At 69.0% G+C, this 13,342-nt stretch carries 6 protein-coding genes and 1 pseudogene; 3 read left to right on the forward strand and 4 right to left on the reverse strand.

Annotated elements, in window-relative coordinates:
• Positions 1–9: 9 nt before the first annotated feature.
• From JOD65_RS16250 to JOD65_RS24210, 3 genes and pseudogenes are all read right to left on the reverse strand, one after another.
• Positions 10–3,099 (reverse strand): hypothetical protein, encoded by a 3,090-nt coding sequence (locus JOD65_RS16250; RefSeq protein ID WP_191195945.1) that lies wholly within the window; start codon positions 3,097–3,099, stop codon positions 10–12.
• Positions 3,100–3,567: 468 nt separating this feature from the next.
• Entirely contained in the window at positions 3,568–4,269 is a 702-nt protein-coding gene (locus JOD65_RS16255; protein ID WP_191196241.1) for a DUF3500 domain-containing protein, read from the reverse strand.
• A pseudogene (locus tag JOD65_RS24210) lies at positions 4,173–4,421 on the reverse strand (DUF3500 domain-containing protein); the annotation flags it as partial. The pseudogene JOD65_RS24210 and the gene JOD65_RS16255, both read right to left, overlap by 97 nt.
• Here JOD65_RS24210 and JOD65_RS16260 point away from each other — a divergent pair.
• Positions 4,324–5,193, forward strand: a complete 870-nt coding sequence (locus JOD65_RS16260; protein WP_191195946.1) for an alpha/beta fold hydrolase — start codon at positions 4,324–4,326, stop codon at positions 5,191–5,193. The pseudogene JOD65_RS24210 and the gene JOD65_RS16260 sit on opposite strands and share 98 nt — an antisense overlap.
• 196 nt (positions 5,194–5,389) lie before the next feature.
• Entirely contained in the window at positions 5,390–9,133 is a 3,744-nt protein-coding gene (locus JOD65_RS16265; protein ID WP_191195947.1) for a 5'-nucleotidase C-terminal domain-containing protein, read from the forward strand.
• 35 nt (positions 9,134–9,168) lie between these two features.
• On the opposite strand, the gene JOD65_RS16270 is transcribed toward JOD65_RS16265, so the two are convergent.
• Positions 9,169–10,446: an MFS transporter gene (locus JOD65_RS16270; RefSeq protein WP_191195948.1), complete on the reverse strand. Its 1,278-nt coding sequence runs from the start codon at positions 10,444–10,446 to the stop codon at positions 9,169–9,171.
• A gap of 163 nt (positions 10,447–10,609) precedes the next feature.
• Between JOD65_RS16270 and JOD65_RS24105 the strand changes: the two genes are divergently transcribed.
• Positions 10,610–13,318 (forward strand): winged helix-turn-helix domain-containing protein, encoded by a 2,709-nt coding sequence (locus tag JOD65_RS24105; RefSeq protein WP_191195949.1) that lies wholly within the window; start codon positions 10,610–10,612, stop codon positions 13,316–13,318.
• The last annotated feature ends 24 nt before the right edge of the window (positions 13,319–13,342 follow it).

The raw sequence follows: 13,342 nt of genomic DNA on the forward strand, positions 1-13,342 counted from the left end.
CCATTGGACTTACTCGTTGATGTCGAGCAGCGGCAGGAGAGCCCCATCAGCGTCGACACAGTCGAGGAGATCGCGATGAGGGACATCATCGACCGCGTATCGGTAGCGCCGCGTGAGAAGGTCCCGCAACGCGCCCTCTTCCTTGCCTTCGTTTCGCCCACGGATGTTCCATCGACGCGCGACAGTGACGGTCTGCATGAAGAAGTGCAGTTCGAGGTTGTCCGCGTCGAACACGCTGAGCGGGATCTCCGGGGAGTCGGCGGTCTCCGGAGCGCGGCCGAGCCTCATGAGCGCAGCGTTGTCGTGATGGTCGGGCGTCATTCCGGCGACTTGCATTTTCCAATTGAGGGCCGCATTGAGGAACGTGACCAAGATCTGCCAGTCGAGCCATCCGTCCGCGCGCAGGCGTTCGATCTGTGCCCGGCCGTGAGCGTCGGCGAGGATGCGGGGCAACGTGTATCGCAGAGCGTCATTCGCAACCTCGTAGCGCTCCCGAATGGTCCGGAGCGAGGCAGCTTCGTCGTAGCCCGGACCTCGCTTGGTCGAGGCCGCGAGCGCCGGCCGATCGGTCGGTCGAAATGAGTCGGACGATGCTGGGCGGGTCGCTTCCGCAAGTCGCGTGTAGTGCTCCGGCGGGAAGAGCCGCGTGGTCTCCTCGTAGGGCCTGCCGATTGCGATCTTGTGTGTAATGCCGCCCCGGAATAGTGGCTCCATGAGGTCCTGAAGTTCGCCGGGCGGACGCACATGCGCCGACTGGATGAGCTGGAAACCTATGACCATCAACGCCTGGCATCGTGCGTCGGCGTCTGCGCAGTCGTCTGTCAGGGTGATCTGGGCGTGCACCTCTGAATCGGATTCGCCGATCTCGATGTTGTCGTCTGCTCGCTCCGCTCCGGGCACAACGTCGATCGTCGTGTGCACGGTCGCTGGGATGAGCACCGGGTGCAGGTGCGCGATGTCGGCGAGGAGCACCTGAAAGGCTGCCACGGCCGCTTCGGCGGTCAGGACAGATGTCTGGTCGTTGTCGAACGTGAAGGTCCACCGCACGCCCAGCGCAGTGAAGTCGATGATGCGGCTAGGGCCGACATCGCTCAGGACGGGTCCCCCGAGCTGCGCTGTGGCTCGGTCTTGGAACTCGTCTTCGCTCAGGTCGAACGTTGAGCCGTCGGTCTCGATGAGCTCGACGAGGCCCTCGTACCACCTTGTGGTCGGGTGGGCGGCAGCGATGAGGGGCTCGATCTCCGGCCAGAAGCTTCGGATTCCTGCCAGCTCAAGGGCTGCGTTGGTCTCGTGGTGCGCCAAGTCGGGGTTCGTGTCGTAGTCGAACCCGTCCACCATGAACTGGGCGCGGGCAAGAAGTGCGACCTCTGTCAGCGCCGCGGCGTCCACCCACGTTCCAGCCCGCTGGGCGAAGCCCGCGCTCTCCAGCAGCGCCTTCGGGAGCTGGGACTTGACGTCGGTGTCATCGGATAACAAAGCGAGGGTCGCGGCTGCGCACCCGTACATCTTGGCGGCGTACATCAGGCCCAACTCCGCGTAGACCTGTGCGATGAAGCGCATGGTGAGGATGGCGCCGTACATCGTGTCGCCGTTGAACCACTTGACCTTCGCGGTGTGCAGTTCGGCCAACGCATGCAGGGGTTGATCCGCCTCTAGGAACGCGGTCCCCCGGTCGCGACACGCCTCAGCCGTGGCGGCATCTCCGCGGACCGCAGCGGTGGCCTCGTCGAGACCATCGCGGACCTTCGCGTACGAGGGGTGCTCGACGGTCAGCGGAGCCACCAGGTTGAAGACCCGCGCAAGTTGGCGCACCGAGTAGGGCTTCGCGCGAGGAAGGAGGTCGATCAGCGCATCCAACTGCTCCATAGCCTGCTCGAGACCAGTGAAGTAGCGGGGGTCGAGAAGCCCCACGTTGACCTCGAAGTCATCCAGCGTGACCCCGACGTGGGGGGCACGCTCTGCGGGCTCAGGCGTGCCGTAACTGGATGCGGCGAGCTCCCAGTTGGGCAGCAGGTAGGAGAACGCAAGCGTCCCGGTCAGGGACGCGGCGCGTACCGGATGGGTGTCGGGATTGGTGCCGATGAGGAGTGATGACACGTGCTGGCGAAGGCGTTGCTGTGCCGCGGCAATCTCGGCGGCTTCGGCGCGCCCTACGCCAGTGGTCCACATGACACCCCAGTACGACGCGAGGGTCACGGCGTCGTCGACGATGTTGGGCTGATCGCTAGTGCACGCGTACTCGAGCGCGCGCCGAACAAGGTCCTCGATGTCTTCGGCTACACCGGTTCCGCGGAATCGCGCGACCGCAATCTCGTAGCAGGCACGGAACGCCAGCTCTCCGTCGGCTTCGTCCTCGTCCGTGTGTGAGAGAAACGAGCGCATGAACGCCAGCCATTCGGGGATGTCGGCGTTGGCGTCGGCGTCCCAAGTTGCGAACCGCAGCCCTTCGGTCACCTCGCCTTGGGTGGCAGGCGTCAGCATGCTGGGTCCGTTGTTGCGTCGGAGCTTGTCGAGCAGCTCGGTGTACCACTCGGGCGCCGGATCGCCTTCGGGTGGCGGCACCATCGAGGACGGGAGTTCTAAGTAGTGACGCGCGACCCAGATCAAGTCCGGCTGGGCGAGCTGTGTGGCGATGTCGTCGCCGCAGAAGATGTCGAGAGTCACCCCGTATGTCTCCCGGGCAAACCTTTGTAGTTCGTGGGTGTGCCCCTCCGAGATGGGATGTACGGAGAAGAAGGCGACATGTTCGACCGCTGCGGCGTCCTCGGCGCAGATGCCCGCGAGGTCGTCGCGGACCTTCTGCCGTAGGCCGGTGCGCTGGACCGTGCAGGCGACCACGATCGGAGAGGTACTGGCGGAGGCAGCGAACCCCGTGGCGTGCGGGAGCTCGTCTGGGATCCTGGTGTGGAACGTCTCCGCATCACGCTGCTGGTCTCCGCCGGCGCTGACGGGTCCGGTCGCGACGAGGATGTTTGCACTGATGCGCTTGTGCGCGACGCGAGCCGCGATCTCTTCGAATCGGTGGTGTTCGTTGCGCGACGACATCTCCTCAAGTCGGAAACGCAGGAAGGCTTCGGCCTCAGGGATCGCTTCGCTCACGCAGGCCATCTTGCCTGCGCGCGCCGACAGACCCGCATGACCACCAGGTCAAGCACCACCCCACTCGCTCTGCGCACGTCGCGCTGGGCGCGCCCCTGTCCGACCCTCAAGCGAGGTGCCTGGCCGCTCCGCATCGCATGAGCATGAAGGTCGCTCGTCGCGTGTCTTCCCCCGAATTTCCCCCGGAACTTCTCTCCACAACTCACTTCGAGTGGGACTGCAGCGGACACAAAACCTGACACAGTGTGGCTCTCACCTGCGGAAACGGCCTGTATCCACCGCGAGCACGATCGGAGTTTCGGTGCTACTACGACATCTGAGCCGTACCGTCGTACGACGAGGCCCCGGTCCCCTTCGTGGGGGCCGGGGCCTTCGGCGTGTCCGACGATCACAACTCGTGGGTACGACGACGCTCCACGCGGCGTGCGAGCGGTGTGCCGGGACTTGTGGTCGTCCGACGCGCCGCCGTCAGGGCCTGTCGGCGTGGTCGGCGGGACCCGGGTGCTGGGCCGCCCGGTGCTGGGCGAGGATGTCGACACCGAAGTCGTTGGTGGGGTCGCGCCACACGCAGTGAACGTGGTTGGCGTCGTCCTCGGTGTTGTCGAACTCGACGAGGGTCACTGGACCCTCGAGGCGGAAGTAGTGCGGCTCCTCGATGCGGTGGGACCCGGCCCACACGAAGTGGAGGTCGTCCCGACCGGCGTTCCGGATCCGGTCCATCTCCCGTCCCACCTGCTCGGGTTTGAGCCGCAGGAGGAACGCCTCGACGAGCTCGTCGAACGCCTGCTGCTGGTTGGCGCCCATTCGGGCACGGGACAGGCCACGGGGCTGTCCCTTCACCCACCGCAGCGCTTCGCGGTCCGCGTCGGTGATCGGGGCGTCGCGCCGGCCGACGCCATGGACGTCCGGCCACTCCTCGTCTCCGAGCACGGGCACGCACCGGCTCGCGAAGTCGGGCGGAGGGGTGGTGTGGATCGTCGCCGTCGCGCGCTGGTCATCGTCCAGCTGTGCGAGAACGGCGAAGCCGAGGTCCTCCTCGTGCCGAGGATCCGGAACGGTCCCAGCCGGGCCGGCTCCGAGCCGAGAAGGAACGGCGTCGCGGCCATGAGGTCCTGCCCAGCCACCGTGAAGTTGAGGGACAGGTGGTGGCCCACCAGGCGCCAGCCCCAGTCACTGTCGGGCTGCGGCTGGTTGAAGCCGCGCCGAACGGCGAGGATGACGGCCATGGCTCGCCTCAGCACGCTCAAGGTCACCCTCCACGGCCACGAACTGTCCTTCGTCGACAGTGGTGAGGGACCGGTCGTCCTCTTCGTCCACGGGATCCTCGGGTCCGAGCGACAGTGGTCCCAGCTGGTCGACAAGGTCGACAACGACCACCGGGTGATCGTCCCGGATCTCTTCGGCCACGGCGACTCCGCCAAACCCATGGGTGACTACTCACTCAGCTCCCATGCCGCGACGCTGCGGGACCTCCTGGACCACCTCGGCATCGACAGGGTCACGCTCGTCGGACACTCGTTGGGCGGCGGCATCGCCATGCAGTTCTTCTACCTCTTCCCCGACCGGGTGGACTGTCTCGTCCTCGTGTCGAGCGGCGGGCTGGGGCGCGAGGTCAACCTCGCCCTGCGATCGGCCACACTGCCGGGTGCCGAGCAGGTCCTCAGCGTCATCGCTTCGACTCCAGTGCTCGAGAGGGTCGAGGCACTCGGACGGGGCGCTCAGCGGATCGGGTGGAAACCGGGAGCCGACGTCGGCGCGATCTGGCGCGGGCTCACCACCCTCGGTGACCGCGACAGCCGGCGCGCGTTCCTGGCCACCACACGGGCGGTCATCGACTTCGGTGGCCAGAGCATCAATGCGCACGACCACCTCAGTGCGGTGACCGCTCCCCCGACCATGATCGTGTGGGGGTCGAACGACCGGATGATTCCCGCGTGGCACGCGCTCAACGCACAACGGGCCGTTCCCGACTGTCGCGTCGAGCTCTTCGAGGGCGCTGGTCACTTCCCGCACCTCGACGACCCGGAGCGGTTCGCGCGAGTGCTGCGCGACTTCATCTCGTCCGAACGAGACGCGACCGGTCAGGTCCGGTGAGCTGACTCCCTCGTTCGAGAGGTCCTCACGCGGTCTGGACCGGAAGTGCGACGGGTCCGCCTCAGGCAGGGACATACCCAAGCGGGGCCTTGACGCCATCGGAGAGCGGGTGGAGGTTCGATCCATCCCCGGGGAGCCGTGCCCGGGCGCCACACGTTCCCTGAGGATGGGCTCCCACCCCGCCTTGGAGGGTGCCGTGAACCGCAGAGACCGTCGTCCCGTCGTCGTCGCCGCAGCCCTGGCCCTCGTGGCCCCGGCCGCCGTCGCAGCCCTCACCGTGGGTACGCCCGCCGCGTCGGCCCACAAGGGCGGCGGACACCATCCGTCGCCCCCCTCCACCTCGGGCAAGGCGGTCTTCTTCGCCTCCGACGGCCTGCGTCAGGACCTGGTCGAGAAGTACGCCGACCAGGGGGCGATGCCGACGATGCGGAAGTTCCTCAAGAACGGCGTCAAGGCGCGCGGTGACGGCATGCTCACCCAGGCGCCGCCCAACACCGGAGCGGGCTGGTACACGATGGCGACCGGCGCGTGGCCGGGCGTGACCGGCTCGACCAACAACACCTTCCACAAGAACGGCGACCCGTTCGGCACCACCCGCACCGCGGCGTTCGACCCCGGTGTGCTGCAGGCGGAGTCGATCGCGCAAGCGGCCGAGCGCGGCGGCCTGAAGGTCGCCCAGATGGAGTGGGCCGGCGGGCGCAACGCCTCGATCCAGGGGCCCACGATCGACTTCCAGACCTTCTCCTCCGGTCGGGGCGTGGCCACGAACTTCATCGGCCAGAAGGGCGACGTGCTCTTCGACGACGCGCCGTTCATCGCCTCGTTCGGGCTGCAGTTCGACCACCCGGCTGGGTATGCCGGACGCGACCCGTTCCCGGCCGCCGCCCCCACCCCGGCCACCGGCTGGACCGGCGTGCCGACGTCGTACAGCCCGGCGCAGGAGATGCGGATGCGGGTGCTCGACGGGACGGTCGACAAGTACGGCCTGAACGCCTACATCTACGACAGCCGCAACGACGGCCGCACGAAGTACGACCGGGTGCTGTTCTCGCCCACGAAGAACGGCGCGGACGCGGTCGGCGACCTGAAGCAGGGCCAGTGGGCCGACGTGAAGGTGAAGATCGTTGGCGGCGCGCTGGCCGGCAAGACCGCCGGCATGCTGGTCAAGGTCGAGACCCTCTCCCCCGACCTGTCCCGGGTCCGGCTGTTCCACACCTCGGTGAGCCGCGCGATCGCGAGCTGGCCGACGTGGCCGGGCGAGCCGGGATACACCGAGTTCGACGAGTACCTTGCCGCCGAGTTCCCGACCTCCACCGCAGCCGACTTCGCGATCCTCGAGGCGGGCGTGACCAGCGAGGAGACCTACGTCCAGCAGGGCCTCTACTGGTCCACCGGCCACTGGCCGATGCTGGAGTACATCGCCGAGACCTACGAGCCCGACCTGCTCATGGTCGGCATGCCGACCACCGACGAGTTCCAGCACCAGTTCCTGGGCCTGATCAGCAAGCGCCTGCCCAACGGTGCAGCCAACCCGGCGTACGACGACGTGGACCTCGACGGCGTCAAGGACGGACGCGTGAAGGAACGCTCCGCGTTCATCCGCGAGGCCTACCAGGAGTCCGACCAGACGCTGCGTCTGGCGCGCTCGCTGGTCGGCAAGAACCCGACCACGTTCGTCGGCTCCGACCACGGCTTCGCGCCGCAGTTCCTCGCGATCGACGCCAGCCTGCCGCTGGTCGAGATGGGCCTGCTGTCGCGACCGCAGACCTCGAACTGCCGCACGGCCACCGGCGAGACGATCGGCAAGGCCAAGGCCTGCTGGGCCGGCGGCGCGCTGCAGGTCTACCTCAACCTCGCCGGGCGCGACCCGGCAGGCGGCGGGCTCCAGCAGGTGGCCGCGGCCGACGAGGCGTCGACCGTCGCGGCGATCAAGGCGAAGTACCTCGGCCTGACCGACCCCAACGACTGGACGCACGACGGCAACCCCGAGGGGTGGAAGGTCATCGACCGCGCCTTCACCAAGGCAGAGTCCCGCTACATCCCCAACGGTCCGGGCAGCACCGCCGACATGGCCCACCCGACCCGCACCGGGGACCTGGTGGTCTTCTCCTACCCGCCCTACCAGTTCGACGCAGAGACGCCTGGCACGCTCGTGGCGCCCTCGCACTTCTTCGGGCAGCACGGCTACGTCCCCGACGTCCAGAACCTCGCCGCCAACGTGAACATGCGTGCGACGTTCATCGCGGGCGGCAAGGGCGTGGGCCACGGCACGGTCGACGCACGCTCCATCGACCTCGCCCCGACGCTGGCGTTCCTGCTCGGGATCCCCGAGCCGCAGCACAGCCAGGGCAAGGTCCTGCTCGACGTGTCCGACCAGGGGAAGAAGTACACCCCGGTGCCGATCGTGGGCCTGAACGACTTCCACGGCCAGCTCGACCCGACCACGCGGGCGTACGACGCCGGCATCAACGCGCGGGTCGGCGGGGCGTCCTTCCTCGCCACGATGTTCGACGAGGACCTCTCCACGCTTCCGGGCCAGGGCCTGATCCTGGCCGGCGGCGACAACGTCGGCGCCTCCCCGCCGAACTCGGCGTTGCTGGAGGACATGCCCGCGATCGACGTGGAGAACGCGTGGGGCCTCGACGCCACGTCGTACGGCAACCACGAGTTCGACTACGGCGTCGCCCGGCTGCTCGAGCACCAGGCGCGCGCCGACTTCCCGTTCCTGGCGACCAACATCGTCGACGAGGACACCGGCGAGGCGCCGGACTGGGTCACGCCGTCGGCGGTGTTCCGGGTCAACGGCGTGAAGGTCGGTGTCATCGGGGCCGGGCTGGAGGGGACGCCCGAGCTCGTCGCCGCGGGTGCGACCGAGGGCCTGGAGTTCCTCGACGAGGGTCCGCGGATCAAGGCCGAGTCCGAGCGACTGAGCCGCCTGGGGGTGAAGGTCCAGGTCGTCGTCATCCACGAGGGCACCGCGCTCGGCGCCAACCCGGTCGGCACCACGCCCGGAGTGCCGTGGGAGGGCCCGATCATCGGCATCGCCGACGAGCTGCAGGACACGACCGTCGACGCGATGATCGTGGGCCACACCCACCGGGTCTCCAACCTGATGCGGGGCGACATCCTCATCACCGAGGGCATCAACGCCGGTGCGTCGTACTCCGTGCTCCAGCTCATGGTGCGCAACGGCGACGTGGCGTGGGCCGGCGGCGCGACCCGCGTGGCCAAGACGCTCGGCGTCACCGGCCGTCCCGACGTCCAGGCGATCGTCGACCAGGCCAACGCGGAGACCGCGGTGCTGCGCAACCAGGTGATCGGCACGCAGGCCAACGACATCCTGCGTGCCCCGACCCGGCTCCTCGAGTCGGAGATGGGCAACATGGTGGCCGACGCGATGCGCGGGAAGTACCCCGGCATCGATGCGGCCTTCACCAACTCCGGCGGCCTGCGGCAGGACATCGTCTGCTCGCCGCCCAGCGCCGGCGAGGCGCCGTGCGAGGTCACGTGGGGCGAGATGTTCGCGGTGCTGCCGTTCGGCAACCGCACCACCCTCCTCACCCTGACCGGTGCCCAGCTGCGCCAGGCGTTCCTCAACGGGTTCTCACCGGTGTGCAACACGTCGATCGCCACCGGGCGCTTCCCCCAGGTCTCCGGCCTGCGTGCGACCTTCCACTGCGAGGGAACCACGCCGGTCGTCGACGGGATGTGGAAGACACCCGACGGCATCGGCGGGACGCAGACACCGATCACCGACGGCGACAGCATCCGGCTGGTGACGAACGACTTCATGTTCACCGGCGGTGACGGCTACACGGTCTTCGCGGGCGGAACCGACGTCCAGCAGCCCGGCGACGACCTGATGCAGATCGCCACCGACTACGTCACGGCCAACAGCCCGGTCGACCCGCAGGTCGAGGGGAGGCTCACTCAGAACTGACGGCGAGCAGCCTCGTCAGTGGCTCCGGCAGGTCGCTATCTCACGCTCTTGATGGGTGCCACGGCGACGGCGCCGCCGAGCGCGCAGGCACCGGCGACGGCGTACAGGACGGCGTAGCTGCCGCCCCCGAGAGCCAGGAGGCTTGGAGCGACCGCTGGGGCGACAGCAAAGGGCAGGGTGCCTGCGATGTTGAGGACTCCGAGGTCCTTCGCCGCGGTGAGCGGGTCGGTGAGGACGTCGACCACGAGGGCGAGGTCGATGGCCATGTACATGCCGAACCCGACGCCGCCGATGGCCATGCCGACGAGGTACCGATCGACGGAGGTGGCGTCGGCGATGACGAACAGGGCTACGGCATAGATCACTGCCGCAGCCATGACGAACACCTTGCGCCGCCCGAGCCGGTCGGAGATGCGCCCGGCCACGGGTGCGACGGTGACCAGTGCGACGGACTGGGCGACGGTGCCGAGGTAGACCTGGCGTGGCACAGCATCCTCGGAGCTGCCGATCTGGGCGAGGAGGAAGAACGCCTGGAAGGTGACGAGGAACGCGTAGGCGGTGACGAGCAGGAACCGGGACAGGAAGGCCCACGCGAAGTCGGGGTTGCTGCGAGGGTTGACGTAGAAGGTGGCGGCGAGCTCGCGCAGGGACCACGGCGGTCTGTCGCGGGCGTCGAGACGCCGGTCCGTCAGGCGCCACACGAACAGCAGGACGGCGAAACCTCCCACGGCGCACGGCACTGCGAACATGAGCACCGTCGAGTGGTCGAAGAGCTGAACGAGGTACGTGCCGGTCACGGATGCGGCGGGAACGGCGAGGCCCAGGACACCGGAGACGACGCCGCGCTGACTGGTCGGGACCTGGTCGGCCAGGACGGCCGTCTGCGCGGCGAGGGTGGCGTTGAAGAAGACCTGGCACAGGCACCAGCCGAGCAGGACGGTGCCGACGTTCGGTGCGGTCGCGACCACCATCGTCCCGAGCGCACCGACCGCCACTCCGATCACCATCCACGGGCGCCGCATGCCCCACCGGCCGGTGGTGCGGTCACTGAACCTCCCGAACAGGGGGTTCGCCACCAGGGCGAGCAGCGACCCGACACCGGCCACCAGGGCGAGGTTGCTGGGGGCCGCCTCGGCGCCCACGAGGTCACGCACCTTCAAGGCGAGCGACACGAGGAGCGGCGCAAGGAACAGCAGCGCCCCTCCGGTGTAGGAGACCGCGTACAGAGCGATGAAGCCCCACCCGACCCGGCCACGCCCGATGTGGTCGGCGGCGAGCGGGCGTCTGACGTCGCGATGCTCGGGTCCGGGCACGACTCCCCCCGCACGTCCGCCCGAGCGATGGCTGATGTCCGACCCAGAATGGCCCTGCCCGAGGGTCAGCGACAGGGCACGGTCGGGGTTTGACCGGAATCGGGCAGGTCCCGAGCCGCCTCCTCCCCTACGCTTCGAGGAGGGTTGCTGGGAGGGAGCGCCGGTGGTGGACGCCTTGGTGCAGACCAAGCTCACGTTGCCGCGACCCCGACCGGGGCTGGTGGCCCGTGCCCGTCTGACCGAGGAGCTGCAGCGCGCCCAGCACGCCGCCCTGGTTCTGGTGTCTGCGCCCGCCGGCTTCGGGAAGACAACGCTGTTGGCCTCCACCTACGGCGACGCAGCCTCGGTGGCGTGGGTGTCCCTGGACCGGCGGGACGGCGACGCTTCTCGCTTCTGGACCTACGTCCTCCATGCCCTCGACGCTGTGAGCTCCGGGTCGGCCGCCGCCGCGTTGAACCTCCTCGAGTCAGCCGGCGGCACGCTGACCGATGTCATCGGGAGCCTGGTGAACGAGCTGAGCGTCCGCGCCGAGGACGTGACCCTGGTGCTCGACGACTACCACCTCGCCGACACCCCCGAGGTCAGCGAGACGGTCGCGCAGCTCCTGGAGCACCGGCCGCCACAGCTTCGGCTGGTCCTTGGAACACGCGCCGATCCGGCGCTGCCGTTGTCACGGCTTCGCGCTCGAGGGGAGCTGGTCGAGCTCCGTGCCGCAGACCTGCGGTTCAGCCTCGACGAGGCCGGCGACTACCTGAACGAGGTCCATGACCTCGGGTTGACCGAGTCGGACGTGGAGACGCTGGAGACTCGGACCGAAGGATGGGCCGCAGCGCTGCAGCTGGCCGCGGTCTCGTTGCGTGGCCGGGACGACTCCTCGGGTTTCATCGCGTCGTTTGCCGGTGACGACCGGTTCGTCGTCGACTTCCTGGCCGACGAGGTCCTCGACCAGCAGCCCCGCCCTCTGCGGCGGTTCCTGCTGGACACCTCGGTGCTGGACCGGCTCTCGGGCCCGTTGTGCGATGCGGTCGCCGGCCCCGTCGACGGCATGGCCGGCGATGCTGTGCTCGAGCTGCTGGAACGACGCAACCTGCTTCTGGTGCCGCTCGACGACCACCGACGCTGGTACCGCTACCACCACCTGTTCGCCGACGTGCTGCAGGCGAGGCTGCTGGCGGAGCGTCCCGATGACATTCCGGTCCTGCACGGGCGCGCCAGCGACTGGTACGAGCAGGCGGGGGACGTGGAGGCGGCCGTACGTCACGCCTTTGCGGCCGGTGATGTGGACCGTGCAGCGGACCTCATCGAAGTCGCCACTCCGGGGTTGAGGCGGCGGCGGGCGGAGAGGGTGCTGCGGAGCTGGGTGCCGGCGGTGCCGTCGGAGGTGTTGGCGCGCCGCCCGGTCCTGGCGAGCAACCTGGTCGGTGCGCTGATGGCGAGCAACGTCTTCCACGGTGTCAGCGACCGCCTCGACGCGATCGAGTCCACCTTGGCGTCGCCGCCGGTGGACATGGTGGTGCGCGACGAGGTCGAGTGGCGGCGACTCCCCGCGGTGGTGGCGACCCATCGCTCCGGCCTCGCACTGGTGTCCGGCGACCTGGAAGCGACCCTCCGGCAGGCCGACATCGCGCTGGAACTTGCGGGTGCCTCAGACCAGCTGACGGTCGCATCCGCGTCCGCGCTCAAGGGGCTGGCATCGTGGGCGGCCGGGGATCTCGTGGCCGCACGGGACAACTACCGGGCCGCCGCCCGGGGACTCGCAGCGCTGGGCTACGTCTCGGACGCACTGGGCTGCACGGTCACGGTGGTCGACCTCGAGCTGGCGCTGGGCAACCTCGACGCAGCCCACCGGGCCGCACAGGACGCACTCGAGCTGGCCGGTGCTCCGGACGAGTCCGGGGCAGGCGTCGTGCGTGGCACGGCGGACATGTGGGTCGCGTTGGCGCGAGTGGCGTGGGAACGGGGCGAGACCTCCGAGGCCGCGGAGGATCTGCGGCGGGCGGGCGACCTCGGTGACGAGGCCGGCCTGCCGCAACAGCCGTACCGGTGGCGAGTCGCGATGGTCACCCTGCGCGAACGCATCGGCGACCACGAGGCCGCGGACACGCTGTTGGCCGAGGCCGAGCGGCTCTTCAACAGCGACTTCTCCCCCGACGTCCGGCCTCTCCCCGCCGTGCGCGCCAGGCTGCAGATCCGCCACGGCGACCTTTCCGCCGCGCGGCGGTGGGCCGCCATGGCCGGGATCGTCGTCGACGAGGACCTGAGCTACCTGCGCGAGTACGAGCACGTCACCTTCGCGCTGCTCCTGCTGGCCGAGCACGAGAGGACGGGCGACTCGGCGACGCTGGAGGTGGCAGCCGCCCTGCTGAGCCGGCTCCGGGACTCGGCCGCCGAAGGTTCTCGCACGGCCACCGTCGTCGAGACCTCCATCTTGCTGGCCTCGGCTGCCGACGCTGCGGGTCACGATGAGGAGGCTCTCTCGTGGCTGACGGATGCCAGCGCTCTCGCGCAAGCCGTCGGCTGGGTGCGCCCGTTCCTCGATGCCGCCCCCCGGATCCAGGGCCTGATGGCGATGATGCCTGACGGGTCGGCGTTTGCGGATGCTGTGGCGGCCGCCTCCCGCGAGGCGGGCTCCGTCGCTGCCCGAGAGGCTTCCGAGGACCCGGGAGGCGGCGAGACGCTGGTGGTACCCCTCAGCGCTCGAGAGCTCGACGTGCTGCGCCTGCTCGGCTCGGACCTCGACGGTCCCGCCATCGCCCGCCACCTCAACGTGTCGCTGCCCACCGTGCGTACCCACACCCAACGGATCTACATGAAGCTCGGCGTGAACAACCGCCGTGCTGCCGTGCGTCGGGCACACCAGCTGCGTCTCTGACGCCACCTCGGTTGCCCTCACGTC

The sequence above is a fragment of the Nocardioides cavernae genome (assembly GCF_016907475.1).
In the GTDB taxonomy this organism is placed as follows: Bacteria; Actinomycetota; Actinomycetes; order Propionibacteriales; family Nocardioidaceae; genus Nocardioides; species Nocardioides cavernae.